Annotated in this window: 11 protein-coding genes and 1 pseudogene; 3 read left to right on the top strand and 9 right to left on the bottom strand. The window is 36.3% G+C overall.

Features of this window, described 5'->3' with window-relative positions; genetic code table 11:
• Nucleotides 1-9 precede the first annotated feature (9 nt).
• The gene (locus tag UABHE_RS04380; protein WP_372369012.1) at nt 10-237 is read right to left on the bottom strand and encodes a hypothetical protein; all 228 of its coding nucleotides are present in this window, start codon (nt 235-237) and stop codon (nt 10-12) included.
• Between the two features lie 323 nt (nt 238-560).
• On the opposite strand from UABHE_RS04380, the gene UABHE_RS04385 reads away from it, so the two are divergent.
• A complete protein-coding gene (locus tag UABHE_RS04385; protein WP_372369013.1) occupies nt 561-923 on the top strand; it encodes a hypothetical protein in 363 nt (120 codons plus the stop codon).
• A gap of 245 nt (nt 924-1,168) precedes the next feature.
• Here UABHE_RS04385 and UABHE_RS04390 read toward each other — a convergent pair whose 3' ends face one another.
• The 4 genes from UABHE_RS04390 to UABHE_RS04405 all read right to left on the bottom strand — a co-directional run bounded on the left by UABHE_RS04390 (nt 1,169) and on the right by UABHE_RS04405 (nt 10,975).
• Nucleotides 1,169-2,026 carry a hypothetical protein gene (locus tag UABHE_RS04390; protein ID WP_372369014.1) on the bottom strand — a complete coding sequence of 286 codons (858 nt, stop codon included), beginning with the start codon at nt 2,024-2,026 and terminating at the stop codon, nt 1,169-1,171.
• A 487-nt stretch (nt 2,027-2,513) separates the two neighbouring features.
• Complete coding sequence (locus tag UABHE_RS04395) at nt 2,514-10,298, bottom strand: RHS repeat-associated core domain-containing protein (protein ID WP_372369015.1); 7,785 nt, start codon at nt 10,296-10,298, stop codon at nt 2,514-2,516.
• A gap of 22 nt (nt 10,299-10,320) precedes the next feature.
• The gene (locus UABHE_RS04400; RefSeq protein WP_372369016.1) at nt 10,321-10,839 is read right to left on the bottom strand and encodes a hypothetical protein; all 519 of its coding nucleotides are present in this window, start codon (nt 10,837-10,839) and stop codon (nt 10,321-10,323) included.
• Between the two features lie 10 nt (nt 10,840-10,849).
• The gene (locus tag UABHE_RS04405) at nt 10,850-10,975 is read right to left on the bottom strand and encodes a hypothetical protein (protein WP_372369017.1); all 126 of its coding nucleotides are present in this window, start codon (nt 10,973-10,975) and stop codon (nt 10,850-10,852) included.
• A 631-nt stretch (nt 10,976-11,606) separates the two neighbouring features.
• Here UABHE_RS04405 and UABHE_RS04410 point away from each other — a divergent pair.
• Nucleotides 11,607-12,087 (top strand): annotated as a pseudogene (locus tag UABHE_RS04410) (Tn3 family transposase).
• A gap of 336 nt (nt 12,088-12,423) precedes the next feature.
• Here UABHE_RS04410 and UABHE_RS04415 read toward each other — a convergent pair.
• The 4 genes from UABHE_RS04415 to UABHE_RS04430 all read right to left on the bottom strand — a co-directional run bounded on the left by UABHE_RS04415 (nt 12,424) and on the right by UABHE_RS04430 (nt 17,229).
• Nucleotides 12,424-13,485: a tetratricopeptide repeat protein gene (locus UABHE_RS04415; RefSeq protein ID WP_372369018.1), complete on the bottom strand. Its 1,062-nt coding sequence runs from the start codon at nt 13,483-13,485 to the stop codon at nt 12,424-12,426.
• A gap of 84 nt (nt 13,486-13,569) precedes the next feature.
• A complete protein-coding gene (locus tag UABHE_RS04420; RefSeq protein ID WP_372369019.1) occupies nt 13,570-14,079 on the bottom strand; it encodes a hypothetical protein in 510 nt (169 codons plus the stop codon).
• 109 nt (nt 14,080-14,188) lie between these two features.
• Complete coding sequence (locus UABHE_RS04425) at nt 14,189-15,208, bottom strand: metal ABC transporter substrate-binding protein (protein ID WP_372369020.1); 1,020 nt, start codon at nt 15,206-15,208, stop codon at nt 14,189-14,191.
• Between the two features lie 113 nt (nt 15,209-15,321).
• Nucleotides 15,322-17,229 (bottom strand): AAA domain-containing protein, encoded by a 1,908-nt coding sequence (locus UABHE_RS04430; RefSeq protein WP_372369021.1) that lies wholly within the window; start codon nt 17,227-17,229, stop codon nt 15,322-15,324.
• Nucleotides 17,230-17,551: 322 nt separating this feature from the next.
• On the opposite strand from UABHE_RS04430, the gene UABHE_RS04435 reads away from it, so the two are divergent.
• Nucleotides 17,552-18,004 (top strand): GFA family protein, encoded by a 453-nt coding sequence (locus UABHE_RS04435; RefSeq protein ID WP_372369022.1) that lies wholly within the window; start codon nt 17,552-17,554, stop codon nt 18,002-18,004.
• The last annotated feature ends 69 nt before the right edge of the window (nt 18,005-18,073 follow it).

Here is an 18,073-nt window from a genome sequence, read left to right on the forward strand (position 1 = left end):
CACCCTTATCTATAGCGCTGCCAGCTCTCCGTTTTGTCGCCAGTTCATCGAGACTATTTTACCATTTTGCCGTTCTTCTACCAATCTCGACAGCTGATCGTAGACTTTGATTACTTCGCTGTCGTCGTTTGGATCGGATGGATCGTTATTGTCTGTCGCGCGGATTAGACGTGACAGCCCATCGTATTGAAATGTTTGTTGCGTTGTTCCTACTATGTTGTTTGTCGCTGATGGCACTATATCTTTTTAGAAAATAATGCAGTTGGCAATAAATCGAGAGCAAAATTGTGTCAGAGCAAAAAAACTAATGCTTTATTGGCCACCGCTGGCATGAATGTCATTCAGTTGTGTCAGAGCTAATTGATTCGACAAAGATCTCAAAAGCATAAATCTAAATATATGCTTTTGAGGTCTTTCAATAGTTTCATTTACTCCATTCCATTTATGTTAGAATGCGTAAAGCTAAGATTTTTGATACTTCTGTTAGCTCAGCCGTAGGCAGGATCTTTCAAACTCTGTATAAAAGAACTGTTTATCGACGAATCAAAAAAGTAAAGAGTTTGCTCGATGTTTCTCAGATTGAACCTGTGCTCTCTGGATTGTTTCGGAAGTTACCTCAAACAATAAAAGCTGTTGGAAGCAACAGGCGACCGCGGACAGCAAATTGTGTTGAACATTTTTTTGGAAAATTCGATCGCTTTTATCGGCTAAAACACTCTTTTTGCGATGTGAACTCAGCTGAAAAACATATTAGATTATTTATGCTTGGATATATCTTTGCTATTAAAGCTAATGGTAAACCTTCTCCACTTGAAAATGCTGGCTGCGATGTTAAAAATATAATTTTTTATCACTTATTTAATCAGCCAAATCTTATGGCTTTAAAGCAACGAATTGCCCTGCAGTACAATATGCCTGCGTAGTTGCGAACAAATTACTAACTTTATTTCGATTTATTTGAATTACAGGGATGGTATGCACACATTTAATCAAAAAGCCAGAAAAAGGGGAATAGCACACAATATTTGTAGTGTAAAAATAGAGAGGCTTGATCTATAAGGGCTCTATTCGAGTTCTTTTTCTATTATGTGCAACGCCTACCCCCTTTTTTTCATTATAAAGTGTCTCATTTTTCTTGACACATTCCGGCGTAAAGATTGGAAACCGGTCATTTTAAACTACCAATATAAGAACTTATAATTTTTTGATATTTCTTTTTTAAATTAAGTAATTTTCTATGGTTGTTTCGTTTTAGCTTATTTAAAAAAGATCGAGCTATTGTTGGTGACATGCTATCAATTTTATCAATTAACAATTTTCCATCGATATAACGCAAATCTTCAAATACTAAATTATGTTTAAAAACTCTAATGTCATAATAAAAATCAGAAATAACTTTTATTGATTTAGGATTTTCTAAAAAAATTTCATACACAAAAGATCCAAAAATTTCCGTTTTAAATATTTGATGAGAACATATTTTATCCTTGTTTACGTAAAAATAAACACACTTATACTTTTTGTCTATTATAATTCTATAACTTTTTAAATAAACAAAATCTATTTTATTTGTTGCGAAGAAAGGTCCTTCACCAACAGGTAGAAGAAAATGCTTGTTTATAGTTTTTAGACCTTGGTATTTTATTACTAGGTGATATTTTTTTTCTGGAACAAACAATTGATTATAACTTAATTGTTTGCCATTTATTGTTGACATTACACAACTTCGTGAAGGGTCTTCTATTAAAATAAGTCTTTCTTTGGGTAGCAAAAATTCTTCAATTTTAGTCTTCGTTTTTTCTTTAATAATGACTGTTGTTTCTATAGCGTAATATCCAGGTGAATATATCACGATATTATATACTCCAGGAGAGTAATTCTTGTTAGGATTAAATGCTTGACCGTCTATTCTTACAATAGTATTGTCAATTGATTTTTTTGTAATTTTTGAAAAAACATTTATATCTAAGTTTGAATTTTCGCAAACCAAAATTGAAACTAATAAATAAAAGAATAACATTTTCATTTTTAGGTATCCCTAGGTACGTTAAATTTATATTCATAGTTGAAAATTACTGATCTTAAGTTTTGTTTTATTTATTCGTAAATCAGAAATAAGACCTATGTGCCTATAAAATCGAGATACTTTTTTTTGAAAGTAAGCAAAGAAAATCGTTTAAAAAAATACTTCAAATTGTTCGCACTATAGATATTATAAGTTCTATCATTTAAAAATTTAGAACTCAATACTTGATAGACAAAATCGAAAAACAATTAGAAACTTACCTTGCCAGATATATGAGCTTATTGCAGTTATGCCTGCTTCTCCAACCGTGATCCTTAGCAGAAAGGATAATTGGAAAAGCAGAAAGAGAGAAATTTAAATTATTGCTATTATAACTTGTCCGATTAGTATTATTTCATCGTGCGTAAATGTCGGATCACATTCTGACTTTGTCAATAATTATAAAACATATTCAGCTTATATAAAAATTGATTTTTAGACTCACTATTTACTTTGTATAAGAACTAGGTTTTGGCCATCTTTTATTTATATATTCCTTAATAAAATCTACTTGACTTGGAGGTATTGTCTTATCAGAAATTGTAAATCCAGGGAGACCTGTATCACGTACAATATGGTTATTCATTATACTTCCATCAACGAAGTAAAAAGCATAATGATAACCAGATCTCGTTAATAAATGAAAGAGTTCATGACTCATTGTTTTTATGACGCTATCAACGTATCCTCTCCCATACATCAAACCGCAGGGATATTTTTTATTTATTCTATCTTGTTCTTTTTTCTCTTCTATAGTCTCAGGAATATCTCTTTTCACTGGTTTATAAGGATGATCATTCATTCTTTCATATGATATTGTAAATCCTCCTCCACTGGCCTCAGCCTTAACTATTATAAAAAGAGGGATATTTGTATTTTGACCATTATAAAAATTATTGTATATCTCCTCCCAAAAACTGTGATCACAAGGAAATCCATCAGATTTTCTTATTGGTAGAAAGCTAGAAAATGTATAATTTACAGTTTTTTGATCAGCCGAGATAAACTCCAGCGTGTCACTATTTCTTTCAAAAAATTCATGAATGTCTAAGTCACTTGCAGTTCCTCTAGGTAGTGATATTTCGTGTTTAACTGTGTTAGGACTGTCTTTGGTCTTCACTAAAATTTTACCAATTATTTCTATTTCGATTCCAAAATTTCCGTAAAATGATTTTAGTCCACTCGATATTTCGCTAAATTCTTCTTCTGTAAAACCAACAGAATAAACATTTAGTGGTACAGTTGGTTTATCTTCTTTTCCAAATGGATCTATGTAATTATAAGGATTCCCACCAAAAGCCTCATAAAGCCCATAACTATCGATATACCCCAAAGGATCACGCTGAACAAATCGACCAAGTTTCTGATTGTAATACCTATGACGGTAATACATAAGCGAAGTCTCTTCGTCGAGTCGACGTCCTTGGAACCCATAAACGATCTCTTCAAAATCGGCAAATTCTTCCAAATCGTTATCAGAGTTCACCACAAACATCTCACCGTAGGTCGTCAACTCAAAACGAAATACAACATTACCAGCAATATCGGTAACCGCAGTAGTATCACCACGATGGTTTGAATGAAAATACCTCTCTTCAGCAATAGTACTGCCAGTTTCGTCGTATATAGCCATCTGTAAATGCTCGTCGATCCCGAGGCCATCTACAAACTGCCGTGTTATGACTTCGTCTCCAAACGCTTGCGCAGCTTCACGTTCTTGCTCGCGTTCTTCAACAACACGCCAACCACTATAAAAAAACGAGCGACGCACGTCTTTGTTAATTATACCACCTGGAGCGCATCCGACACGGGCAATATTTGAAATTCTTGTTTCTTCTAGGTTGCCTACGAAGTTATTTGCGCCTAAAAAAGTTCTTACTGTTGGGTCGATTACGACGTTTCCAGTGAGGGGTTTTTCGGCTAATAGGTTGCCGTTTACAAAGATTTTTACGCTTTGTCCGTCGTAGACTCCAGCAATATGAATCCATGTAGATAACGGTATGGCGACGTTTCCTCTTACTCTGGTGGTAACTGGCTGATTTGCGCCGTCTAGGGTATGGATGGCGAACACAGGTTTTAGTCTGTTACCGTTTATTTTAAGGTTGAAGCTGCCTTTTCTTTTTACTAGCGAACTGTCTAGGTTTTCGATGTCATTTGCGTCTACGAACACAAATGTTTCTACGGTCAACTGGTCCTGGATGTTGTCTAAGGTTGTTGACAGTGGCATTTTTAAACGTTGTCCGTTGAAGCTTAGAGAGCGGGTGTTGAACAGTCCGTCTTCTCTGGTTGTGTTCTTCGGATTCGCTATGTCATTGCCGTTGCCGGAGCTATCTATTATTGGACCATTTTCGTTGTTGTAGCGGTAAAGTGCTAGAGTGTTAGCGTCTGCTACGGCTTCGCCTTGCGAGGTGTCGCAGGTGTCAAGTTGTTGACGTTCAAACTCTTTTGATGTGCGGCGATTGGCGAAGTCGTATTTGTAGGTGGCTATTACTTCGTTGTTCGCTTTGTTGTTGATTTGAATGATGCGATTTAGTGCGTCGTAGGTGAACAGCCTTTCGCCATCGTCGGTTAGGTTTCCGTTGTCATCGTGAACAAAGACTACGCCGCCGAATGCGTCGTATTCGTTAACTTCGTTTACGGTTTGGGTTTTTTCTTCGCCGTCGATAGTGGTTTTTGCCCAGTTGCCTACACCGTCTAGTTGCCAACTTTGGCTTTGTGAGGTGTTGCCTAGGGTGTTGTTGTCTTTTATCTTGGCGCGTTTGAAGTCTACTACGCGATACAGTGAGTCTAGTGCGTATGTTTCGCTAAACTTGTTCTTGCGTAGGTTCTTCTTTTGGGTTTTGAAGTTGACTCTGTTGTACTGATATTCGTACTCTTGGATGCGTTTTCCGTTTGGGCGGAGGTGACGCATTTGTGTTACACGTGGCAAATCGTCGTAGCCAATGTTACTATCACCTTCGTCATTTAGAGTAGTGAATTTGGTACCGTTTTTGTAGAGTCTTTCGATTACGCGTGCTCCGATGTAGTCGTAGCTTGCGATGGCGGTGGTTGCTCCGGCGTCTTTGATTTCGCCTACACGGTTTATTTTGTCGTAGGTATACTCAATTACGCGTTCGTTTGGATAGGTGCAGTTTGCTAGATCTGCGCCTTCACGCCAGTTCATCGAAATCACTTTGCCGTTTTGTTGTTCTTCTACTAGGCGGCTTAACGAATCGTAATTTCTTGTTACTGTAGTGTTATCTTGCGCGTCGTTTGGATTGTTGTTGTCGGTGGCTTTGGTTAAACGCGACAGCCCATCGTATTCGTAGGTTTGCTGGGTTGTGCCTTCGATGTTCGCAGCACGGGTTATGTTCTTCGTTGTGGTGCGGTGAATACCGTCAAATACATAGTCGCAGACACTACCGTTATTGTCGGTGGTGCGAATTACGTTGCTGTCTTTGTCATATTCTACGGTAGTTTCGCGGGTATCGGCGTAGACGGTTTTTGTGAGGCGATTTAGGTTATCGTACTCATAAATAGTGGCATTGCCGTTGTCGTCAGAGACGTTTATTACGCGCGAATTTTGATCGTAGGTGGTGAATTCAGTTATCTTGCCATCGGTGTTTGATGGGTTTGATAAATCTAGTGGATTGCCTCCTTCGCCGTCTACGCGCAGTTCGCGAGTGCTTTCGAATGATCGCGACAGACCATCGTATTTGGTTTCGGAGATGTTGCCTTCGCTGTTTATATTACCTGCAAATAGTCCTAGTGGGTCGACTATTTCTGGGCCTTGAGCATCGGCAGTGCGAATTAAGAGATCGCGGCTAGAATAAGTAAAATAACTAGTTTGTCCGATGTTGTTGGTGGTTCTTTGTACGCGATTTAGCGCATCGAAAACGTTGATTGTCTCGAAGGTTTCGCTGACTATTCTACCAGCAGAGTTTACATCGGTTCTCGTTATACGAATTGGGTTACTGTTATTGTCGTATACTATATTTTGTTCGTTGTTTTCAGCGTCGACCACTCGGATTCGTCTTTGGGCACCATCGTATTCGAATGAGCTTGTTTCTCTAGCACCTTGTGGACTTGGACTGGTGGTGAACGTTACTCTTGAGTTGCGATCGTAGTCCACGAGAGCGGTTACTTTGCCATCATTTGGATTAGCATCGTTGTCGTCTAGGACTACTGGCCTTACGGTGTTTACGCCGTTTGCTACGAACAAGTGAGTATCGGTTTGAAATACGCGGCCGATTTCGTCGTACAGCATTTCACTTTTGGCTAGTAGAACGTTGCCTGCGGTGCTGTTACTGCTGCGACTTGCTCCGCCTACTGGGCCAAACGTTTCAGCTAAAATTGCGTTACTATCTGGATCATAAGTTACTATCGACTCATTTCCAACAGCATCAATGGTGCGTTTTACGCGGTCAAAACCATCAAAAATTATCGTAGTCACTTCTCCTGAGCCGTCACCGTTATTATCTTCAGCATCCACAGTTGTTGTTATGTTTCCGTTGTTGTCGATGTTGAAAGTAAAGGTACGCTCGTCAGCTGATCCAGCACCAGAAGTTTTTGTAAATACGAGATCTCTTTCATCTAAAACACAGGACATTGTGTTGTTTTCCTGGTTGCCGTTTACCGACTCTGGAGATTTAGTTAGTATTACGTTCTCGTTTGCATCGTAGGAAATTTGGGTTATTGTGACTTCCGAGTTACTTATCGTTTGTTGCATTTCGATCGGATTATCTAGGATGTCATATTTTATTATTGACGGTAGGAAGTTGGGTAGATCGGGGTTGTTGTCGTCGCGAATTTCTACTTGCGTTTCTACTACATTGTTATTTGCGTCGTAGAATATTCTTGACTTGTACGCGAAAGCTACGAGATTTGCTTCTGTTGAACCTGAAACATCAGCGGCTCTGGTGGCTTCTACTAATTGATTTAACTGGTTGAATACCATGGTGTGCTTGATACCGCGACCGTCTATTATCTCGGTGCGATTTCCTACACTGTCGTAGCCGAACTGTGTTTTTATCTGCGTCGGAGCTGAGTTTCCGCGATAGCGCGTGCTGTGCGAATCGTCGGTTATCATTTCCTTTAGATATCCACCTGTTTGGGTGTCGAAAGGCTTGTTGTCGTTGTTGTTTCCGGTTAGGATATTTGCTCCATCACCATCGGGATCTCCTTCAGTAAAATAACTAAACGTCGTTACTTCACCTTCAGGTGTTTCCGTGAATACATATTGACCAAATTTATTGTAGGCCATACGCGATTCGATTATTTGAATTGTGCTGCCTTCTACTCCAGATTGCAGTGATCCACTTAAAAGATTTACATTTGGTTGGCGTACAACTATAGTGTTCCCACATATGTTATCTACGCGACCATCGCCATTTAAATCGCCAGAATTGATTCGATCTTGTACCGAACTAATATCTACTCCGAATTTATCTATAAGGTCTTGTAGAGTGAATCCACATGCACAGCCCGTAGTATCAAGGTCTGCTTCAAAGTAATCTGGAATTGATTCTGTTGTGTATCGTCCTTCAGCGTTTGCTCCACCATTTTGTGGTTGGTACTGCGGATCTAATTCCCTTGGAGATTTTACGCGTAAGATTTTGTTGTAAACCGGTTCGTATTCGTAATCTATACGAATAAATTGTTGGTCACCACCTCTTGCTGCGTCGGGTGTTTTTATTACTGTTAATAGATTTCCTTTTTGGAATTGGTCTTGGGCTCCGTCGTTGTATACAAATTGAACTGAGTTACCTTCTGGCATTGTTATTTTCGTATTTAACTGTATATCATTGTATTCGTAAAGAGTGATAAAAGACGCAGGATCTCCAGGACGAATTCCTCTCGTTTTTTCTTCTTTCTTTAAAAGTAACCCTTCGTTGTTGTATGAAAACACAGTTTCATTGCCATTACGATCAATTACTGTTGTTTGTTCTTTGATCTCAGTATTGTCTTGTGGGTTTGGGTTTATTATTTGTTTTGCGTAGGTAATTGTTCCACCGACTGCCACACCACTATCGTTTGTTCCGCCCCACTGCTGTGTTAGAATTTCATCGTTTGCGTTAAAAGTATTGATAACTCTTGCAGGACCGTTGTTTGCTACTTCGTTTGGAAAAGTTGCTGTTAACATGTTGTTGTTTAACTTCTCGTCATTAAAACCTTCAGAGTAAGTAAATTCACATGTTTTGCCATTCGGAAAATCATTAAAACCTGTTCCTGTGACGGCTGGAGTTGTAATACTAATTAAATTATTGTTGTCATCGTATACAAAATTAACTTCTCTTTGGATAAAGTCCTTGATCTGAGTTATGTGGCCCCTGTCATCTGTTGTATAATCGATTCTACGCGAGAGACTGTCTAGTGAAAATTCGATTACTCCTTCGTTACTATAGGAGTGAGTAATTTTATTACCACAAGGTGTTGTTATTGATTCGAGTAAACCCTCTTTCGCTGATCCATCTATTGGGAAGAAACGATAAATCATACCGTCTCTTTCGCGCAACAATACAAAACTGTCGTCGTCCTCTATCATTCTCTTAAAATGGAAATCAGGAGATACAAACTCGCTGTTTACAACTTCATATTGATCTCCGCGCAACCGACCACTGTAGAGTACAACTGAACCATCTTGTTGTGGTACTATTCTTCGCGAATGGTTGTCCGACCAGTTGTTTCCAAAACGTCCTTCAAATTGAACGCGTGAACGATATGTTAATTGAAATTCAAAGTCTAAACCTCTACCTGCTATGTCAAGAACACTCATACCCATAATGTAATCGAGCGAATTCAGAATAATTGGGTCTCCAGCGTTTGCATCTGTGCCACTTGTGATTACGCCGGAAGAGGTGCTTGCGTTAAAGCATTTACAAGTACTGCATCCACAGTTTGCTGAATTTCCTGTCTTGTTCATTGCTACTGTTACGCAACTTGGGTTATTCACTGCTGGATTGTGGTATGGATGTTCTGTTGTCACAACACTGCCATCGTTTTCTTTTACTTCGCGGTCAAGTCCACCGCCTTGATTTTGATTTTCTCTATAGCAATTAAAAGTTGGGTTTGTTGTTGTTTGACCAAACATCGCAATAATGTTACCAATATCATTGATATCTATTGCTATTCCACCTGTTGTTGCTTCTTGTGGATTTGCAATTGTTTCTACTGGTAAGAATGCGTCGTTTTCAAAGTTTCTGGCGTTAATCACTTCTACACCGTTATTAACCGCCACTGAGACCGCGACACCTTCATTTTGTTCGTTTATTGTGAAACTTTCGATAAACTCATTATTTCCACCAGGAACTAATATTTCTTCCGAAACCCTTTGTCCGCTTTGGATAGTAATTGCGTTAAAATCTCCTGTCGCAATATCAAAGTTTATTGCAAGATATCTTTCTGTTCCTATGTTTTGTAATTCCGCACCTACAGTGCTTGATCCATTGTTGGCATCTACGATAATTGGTGTCGTGAAAATAGTAAGTTTTGAGCTAAAAAATGTATGAAAAAGTCCATCTGTTCCTTGTTGACCAAAAATAATCGCTTGCCCATCTTGTGATAAACGGTAAGTTAGTACTGATCCGACTCCTGTATCAATCGGAAAACCAACCCACGTTGCTCCACCATCAAAAGAAACTTGCGCTTGCAAACGATCATTACCACTTGCGTCCTTTTGCTTGAACACAGCTGATATTGATCCATCACCACTATCCTCAAAGTTGACATTAAAGGAAGAAAGGAGGTCAAGGTTTACATCTCCAATAGGAGACGACTCTTGCCAATTCGCAGGATCGCCAATTGGACCAAATGCTGCAAACAATTGATCTTTACCTGAATTACTGTCAAACTTTTTATATATCGCAACACCGTTGCCAGCGTCAGTTACCAAGAAATTCTTTACTTCTATGTCACCACTCATCGCTGGAATGTCACCTTGAGGAACAAAGCTGCCATTTTGAAATTGGAATAACGAAGCGATATTTGAACCTTGAACGACAGCGGTTATTTCTCCTGAGCTGCTTTTATTTGAGAATACACTAGCATTTGTTATTGGTGACAAAAGGTTAAAATTACCAAAGTTTGTTCCGTCAAAAATAACAAAGCCAGCACTACCACTTTGCTCGACTGTTGCAACTGCGGTAGTGTCTCCAGTAAAGAGCACTTGTTTTTTCTGGATATCTGGTGTTGCAAAGGCTTGCGTTTCGCCTTTCCACTCTTTTTGTGCAAATGCTGGTGCCGTAAACAGCAACATTACCCAAAATAATTTTAAATATTTATTTACTATTGTTCCTCTCTAATTGCGTTTTTATTATCTCTATTTGCTTTTTCTTTAAGCCTACAGAATAATGTTGAGGATTTTCTTTTATAAATTTGGTCAAGTTTTGTAAATTTGTCAAGAGTTGTAATTGATTTCTCTTATAGCGCTTTTTTAAAGTAATCAACCATTTCTTTATATTGCTTTTGTTTTTATTATTTGGATTTATTTGTAGTAATTTTTCAAAATAGCCAATCGCTTTTTTTTCGCTTCCTGTTTTGCTTAGATAATGAACACCTAATTTGAAAAGCGTATCTTTATTTTGATTATCTTCTTGTTTTATATTACCTAAATTATTTGACACTGCATCATTTGAACGCTTAGTTTTTTGAGAATTGCTGTTATCTGTTACCTGTTGTTTTTTTAGTGAGATAATTTTCTTATGGCTCACGAATATCGCTGTTGTTAAACAAATGTAAACCACAAAACCAATACCAATTGCAATATCAAATATGAGTTTTTTCCTTTTGTCCTCCAAATTATCTTCCTTATTCTGTATGTTGCTCTTTTTTCATCTCTAATGATTTTAGTTCCTGTTGTTGTTGATAAAAATACACTGTTTCTACGCATATTAATAACAAAAGTATTCCTAATATAATTTTTCTTAACAACATCTTTTCCTCTTTATTTAAGGTTTTTCTATTTCCTTTTCGTATTGTTGTTTATTGTATTTGGTTTGTTTGCAGTGTTTGGATATTTTACTTCCTCTTCTATAATTAATTGTTGATAAAACTACATGGATTAATAAAAGAATTGCAAGAAGTAATTTCCGTAAATTTTGTTATCGTTTTCCATATCGCTGATGTTGGGTTAGTAATAAAAACGTTTCGTAGAATGAGTATCTATAAATAGATACTCTTCAGAGCAAAAAAGCGGCAATAAATAATTAGACAATTTTTACTCTAATACATTCAAATTCTAATTTTAGTGAAAAATGTAGGTCAAATTTTTTTGTATAACACTTATATTTATTTTATAAAGTAAGCTTTTGGAACTCACTTCTTTCTCCTTGCTTTAACTATTTTTACCGCTGCTTTTTTACGAATTTCAAACATATACTTTTCATAACGACACCTTCTCAACACTATCAGTATTATTCAACACAGTGCGAAACAACAATAATTTTGAAAACTTGTAGACAAAACCATGAAAATATTATGGTTAAATATCTGGTAAATCATTTTGATAAATTCAAATCTTGTTATTGATGAATGGGATAACATGCAACGCATAGTAGCTTCTCTAATGCTCAAAGAAACAACCCAAAATATCATTGTCAAAAAACTCTGTTCCTATACTCGCCAAAATAAGACGAAAGAGGCTTTCTGGGAGTATGATAATATTTTTCGTACTATTTATATTTTGAATTTTATTGACAGTATTTCTCTCAGACAATGTTCAAAAAGCTTTAAATAGAGGAGAAGCTTATCATCAACTTAGACGAGCTGTTGCTATTACTAATGGAGGAAAATTCAGAGGAAACAATGACAGAGAAATTGAAATGTGGAATAATTGCTCTCGATTTATCGCCAACGGCATTATTTTCTATAATGCTTATATTATTTCACTTCTTCTTACCGAAAACCAAAAAAACATATCCAATTTATCAATAAATTCTCTTCGAGATCTATCTCCTGTAGCTTGGCAGCATATCAATTTCTTTGGAAGGTATGATTTTGTTGAAGAAAGCTCTTTAATTGATATAAAAAAATGGTCAAAAATTTAAATACAGACATAATATAGCAAATCGACCTGTGTTTATTATATTACAATGCCTGTAGAGCAGTCATTACTTACAAGGGGTTGGGCCAACAACTCGTTTTTCTTTTAACTCGGTTTATTTCCAAATTTAGAATTAAAGTGTGTCATCATTCGAACTATAGGCCTTTCATCAATTAAAACATTTACGATTACGATAGTTATTAATATCGAATTGATTACACCTAGTTAGGTTTTCTTAGTTTGAATGATGTGACGCGCTCTACTTGATGGATTGAAATAATGGTAAAAAATAGTCATAAACATATAGTCTTATAAAGGATTGACTTAGCGATTGATTTAATCACTTAGTTTTAGAATTTTCAAGCTCTTCGAATACGCCAGCAAGAAAACTCAAAACCTCTTCTTTAGCATCTTCATCTTCTAACGACAAAGCCATGGAGTGGGCTGTCTCATGACAAGACATTGCTTCATCGTAATTTTGTAATTCAATATGCACTTTTGCAATTTTACCTAGTACATCAGCAATACTATGGTCATCGTCTTCCTTTTGGTAAATGTCAAGCGCCTTTTGGTAAGCTTGAAGAGCCTGAGCAAAGTCTTTTTGATATTCAAAGACAACAGCTCTGTAACAAGTTCCTTCTCCTATTTGATATGTGTTGCCTAGTTCTCTATAAATAGATAGATACTGATCAATGCATAAGTGAGCATCTTTATAATCTTCGTTACGACAATATGCTAATGCTAGGTTGGATAATGTATCTGCTGCATCTTCCAAGTTATTCGATAGTTTATCAAACGTTAATGATTTTTGATAACAAGAGATCGCTTCAGAATAGTTTTGAAGCTCTTGATGTACATAACCTAATTCACTTAGTACAATAGAAGTTTGCCTATCATTTTTTAATTCTAAACAACTCTCATGAGCTAATTCGTAGTATTGTAGTGCTTTTGTTAACTGTTTTCCTTCTTCATGTATAGATCCTATACGTCTAAAAGCTATTATTTTAAAATCAGGAGTTTGTAATTTTTTGCTAAAAAGTATCCATTTGTCTACATAATCGATCATTTCTTGGTAACTCTTGGTTTCTCTGTGCAGGTCAGTTAAATAACCAAGGGACAGCATCTCTATTCCTTCATTTTTTGTTTCTTGCGCTAGTGTATGCGCATATTCAAAAAAGTTGCAAGCAACAGCATATTGATCTTCTTGAGACATTTGCATTCCCATTGCATAAAGAAAAGCTAGATCTTCTTGCACATTTTTGTTTTGGTCGCGGTATTTAGAAATCGCTTTTTCAAAAATAGATTTTCCATATGTGTCTATTTTGGCAAAATTTTTGTTTACAATACATATACCTATCTTTATAGAGCGGTAATATTTAAAGATATTTGTGATAATTTTCATATTGTCTTTCTGGTGTAAATCCAAGCGATATTCGTTCTTTGCTACTTTTAAATAAGCAGCAAAGAACAACATTATTAGCAAAATCTAGTGATCGTGATCATGTCCGTGGTCATCATGATCATGGTCTTCTGACGATGGAGCAAATGTAAAAGATATATTTTCAAATTTTTGCCCTTTAATCATCAATGAAGTAACTGTTGCAGTAAAGTCGTCCATGCCCTTTAGTTTTTCATGGCTTGCGCGAAAATGCGATGTGTTTTTTTCTGTTTCACCTGTTAATTCACTTGCTACGCCTTCCAAGCTCAACTCAAAACTCACTTCATTTGCCTTTACTTTTACTTGGATTTTGTCTTGTTCTAAGCGAACATTATTTTCTGCTTCAGCATCAAGTATGTGTAAGCTTAAATTTCCTTCTTTAACTACCATTTCAGCATGAGCAAAATGGTCGCCAATTTCTATAAGAACTCCGCCGTATTGTGGAGTATGACTATGGTGGTGAGATTTATCGTTGTTTGTTGTATTTTGCTCCGTTTTTTTTGGATCACAACCTAGTGAAATAAAGATACATATTAAAACTATAGTTAAATTTTTCATAGTGAGTTCCGTTAAATTTGAATTAAAAATTAGAAGTTGTGTTACGCAAGCCTTTTTTCATAAAATAGCTTAATATTTAAATAATGTAGGGCTTTCGCCCTACATTATACTAGCGAGTGCTTTGGATATTTTGCAATATTTGTTCTACGTTGTAGGTGATCGTTTCTATATAGGTCTTGACATTATCAAGGGATGCCACTTGGTGCGCCATACGCAAAACTTTTGCACCACTATTTTGCGAAACGAATTTGACGTGGCGTTTGTCAAAATAAGTACTGGCTAAGACAATTTTGACATTTTGTTCTTTCATTTGTGCAACAAGTTTACTTAAATGTGAAGTTGTTGGTGGTACGCCAGGTTTTGGTTCTAAGTAACCGATAATTTCAAAACCAAAAATACGAGTCATATGTGGCCATAGGTCGTGGTCGCCTACAAGTTTAGCATTACGGTGAGGTTGTAAGGCTTTGATCCAACCACCTAAATCATTTACTGCGTTGTTTTTTTGTAAAAACTTTTGTAACTCACCCTTGGAATACATAACCGCAATTTTCTCTGCCCCAAATTTTGAATGCAGTTTTTCACCTACTAGCAAATTTCCAAGAGTATTACGAAATTTTTGATAGTTCGCAGTAAAATCTTCTCTATACTGTGGTTGTAGTTTACTAAGTGTCTCACAAATAAGTTTTGCTGCTTTGATTCCCTCTACAGGATCTAATAAATAATGAGGATTACCTTCTTCGTGTAAACTACCTTCATCGTTTTCTTGAGTGTTTTGTAGTGGCCAGATACCTTTTGATATATCAATATATTTTTCTTTGGCCATTTCTGGTCTTTTTGCCGATTTAACCAATTCTGGTAACCACGAAGCAGCAATTCCCATTCCGGCATCAATTAGAATATCAGCGCCATTAAGTTTCCGTACAAATTCAGGTGTGATATGTACATCGTGAGGATCACCGTGACAACAAGTGTGAGTAAAACAATATATATCGACATGTTTACCACCCACTGTTTTTACCAAATCTTGTAAATCTGTTGTTGTTACGCATACCTTCAGTAGGCTGCTTGTACTTGTTTTTGAGTCACACCCACATACTGCTATTAATATAAGTATAATAAAATATTTCATTTAGATAACCTTAAAAGTGCTATTAAAAATATTGAACTCTTTCCAAAAGAGTTATAAAAATTATTAAACACAATTAATTTTATGAATCTCTGTGTAAATTGTAAATAAAAAACCTACATATCCATAAATTCCCAGGCACTTGTGTAAGACTCTATTTCTTCTATATACTCTAAAAAATCACAATAAAAACTCTCGCTACTAATAGTTGCGCTATCTCCTATTACAACAAGTTTCTTCTTTGCACGCGTCATAGCAACATTCATACGTCTTATGTCTTTAAGAAAACCGATTTCCCCATTGTTATTACTGCGAACTAAACTAATATAAATAATATCGCGCTCTTGTCCTTGAAAGCTATCAATAGTATTAATAGATAAACGAGATCCTATACTGTCGCGAATTTTTACTTGTTCAAGTAATCTATCTCTGAGGTACAATACTTGTTCTTTGTAGGGCGAAATAATACCTACACTTAGCTCATGATAATCTATTTCTGTTAACAAACGATTGAAGTGTTGGAAAAGAACTTTTGCTTCCCCTGGATTATAACGACTTTTATTTTTTTGATTGCATTCTTCTTCAAAGCCACAACCTGCGGTGTCAACAAAATCTACCACTGAAATTTTTTTGCCAAGAGAACGCTCTTTTACACTAAGGTCTGCTTCGAGTTTGTTATCGTAAAATACACGATTAGAGTAGTCCATAATTTGCTGATGCATTCGATACTGTACTTTGAGTAATGTGGCTATTTCTTGTCGTTGTGCGCATTTTTCCATTAAGCTGACTCCCAAACCTTCTTTACTTGCTTGTCTTGATTTTACTGTTGGTGGAAGTTGACAATGGTCACCTGCCATAACAACTTTCCGCGCTTTGGTAATAGGAATCCAACAAGCGCCCTCAAGTGCTTGAGCCGCCTCATCAATAAAGACCACTGGAAACTCAATATTTTGTAGTATTTTGCTATTAGCTACAGTTAAAGTACAAATAATAGCTTGCGATTTATGAAGAACATCATTGCACATTGCCTTTTCTAAACGCTCTATTTCCTTTAGAAGTAAACGCGACTCCTGAAATTTTTCTTTGCGCTCTTGACGCTTTTGACGGTCAAAGTGCTTGTGAAATTTTAAAGCTTGGGCGCGTAAATCTAAAACTTCTTTACGCCATTTTTTTAATATTTTGTGATCGCGATGTTTTAATATTTTTGCGTCTAATGTACTTTCGAGTATATGAGGTTGAATACGTGCTGGATGGCCTAAACGTATAACATCTACATCACATTCAATTAGTTTTACGGTGAGTAAATCAACAGCAGCATTGCTAGGGGCACACACTAGAACTTGGTTTTCTGTTTTAAGTGTTTCACAGATACTAGCGATAAGAGTGGTTGTTTTGCCAGTACCAGGTGGTCCATGAATGATTGCAATATCTTGAGCGTATAACGTTTTGTCCACAGCCTCTTTTTGCGACACGTTGAGATGATCTAAATTTATAGTATTGTTTTTAGTATAAAATTTTGGCGATGAAACACCAAAAATAGCATCGCGCAATTCTTGTAAGCGACAGTTTTTTGCTGAGATGACTTTGTCGATGGCTTCTTCCATCTGTATAAATGTTTTTTCATCATTGCCAAGATCTATTCCCAATGAACTACTATCTGCCCACTCAGGTAATTCATCTTCGTGTAAACAAATAACGATATTGTTATTCTCTACACTAGCAACAATAGCACCTATAAATGGATTTTTTTTACCACGGCCTTTTTCTGCAAAAAGAGAAATGACTGCTCCGCTGGTAAACAAATGATTAGTTTTTGGTTGGGATGAAATTTCTAAAACTAATTTTCCTCCTAGTCCTAGATATTCTTTGTTTATAACAATGGGATAACAAGTAACACCGCGTGCTTTCTTTTCCTCGATAGGAGTATCGAGTACCATCTGCGTGAATATTTTTTGATCTTCCAAACGTTCCATTTGTATTAGCTTTTTGAGTTGCTGCAATTGGTTTTCAACATCGGATGTCATTTTTATCTTCTTTAATGTAGGGCGTCGACATTTAGTTTTTTATACAATGTCAGTTATTTTAAGGAGTAGTTAAGTACTTTGAAAGCCTAAAATTGTGCTCCCTAAAAAGAAAAGTAATAACCAAAATTTTTAAAAGAACTAAATCATAAAAAAGTTAAATCTCAGTACATCTTAAACAAAAAGTAATACAATTTTGTAAATTTTTATAGTATTTCCTATACTATTGTGAGTGTAAGTATACATTCAAGCAAGTCGCAAAAAATTTTTATAACGCAGGAAAAATGCGATGAAATTAAATATCTAGACATCTTAAGGAAATAGAATGATTACAGGCTCGTGTCTTTGCGGACAAATTCGATATGAACTAAACTCTCCTCCACAACTCATTAACAATTGTTATTGTTCTATCTGTCAAAAGGCACATGGAGCTGCATTTGGCAGCTTTTTACATGCAGATGTAAGTGGATTTAAATGGAAATCAGGAGAGAATTTGATAACTACTTATTCTTCATCTCAAGAGAATAGCAGAAATTTTTGTAGTGTTTGCGGATCTAATGTGCCAGTACCAGAAATTGAAGAAAATAGTGTTGTAATTCCAGCTGGTACACTTGACTGTGATCCAGGAATAAAACCCGTAGTTCACATATTCACAGGTTCGAAACCTTCTTGGTATGACATCTCCGACTCACTGCCTAAATTCGACGAGTTTCCCTCTGAGCAGTGGTATACTGAGGTTTTAAATAGCCAAAAAAAGGAAATTCCTGGCGAAAAATAAAAAAATATATTGCAAAAATAAAAATTACACAGTATAGTATCATTACTATTAAGACTGGCTACCTAGTTC

This window comes from Candidatus Uabimicrobium helgolandensis (genome assembly GCF_041508025.1).
GTDB classification, from domain to species: Bacteria; Planctomycetota; Uabimicrobiia; order Uabimicrobiales; family Uabimicrobiaceae; genus Uabimicrobium; species Uabimicrobium helgolandensis.

What these genes read in the sequence shown, in the direction of transcription:
- UABHE_RS04435 (WP_372369022.1), top strand. Translation starts at nt 17,552, where the DNA reads ATGATTACAGGCTCGTGTCTTTGCGGACAAATTCGATATGAACTAAAC.
- UABHE_RS04425 (WP_372369020.1), bottom strand. Translation starts at nt 15,208, where the DNA reads ATGAAATATTTTATTATACTTATATTAATAGCAGTATGTGGGTGTGAC.
- UABHE_RS04430 (WP_372369021.1), bottom strand. Translation starts at nt 17,229, where the DNA reads ATGACATCCGATGTTGAAAACCAATTGCAGCAACTCAAAAAGCTAATA.
- UABHE_RS04415 (WP_372369018.1), bottom strand. Translation starts at nt 13,485, where the DNA reads ATGAAAATTATCACAAATATCTTTAAATATTACCGCTCTATAAAGATA.
- UABHE_RS04390 (WP_372369014.1), bottom strand. Translation starts at nt 2,026, where the DNA reads ATGAAAATGTTATTCTTTTATTTATTAGTTTCAATTTTGGTTTGCGAA.
- UABHE_RS04395 (WP_372369015.1), bottom strand. Translation starts at nt 10,298, where the DNA reads ATGTTGCTGTTTACGGCACCAGCATTTGCACAAAAAGAGTGGAAAGGC.
- UABHE_RS04420 (WP_372369019.1), bottom strand. Translation starts at nt 14,079, where the DNA reads ATGAAAAATTTAACTATAGTTTTAATATGTATCTTTATTTCACTAGGT.
- UABHE_RS04405 (WP_372369017.1), bottom strand. Translation starts at nt 10,975, where the DNA reads ATGTTGTTAAGAAAAATTATATTAGGAATACTTTTGTTATTAATATGC.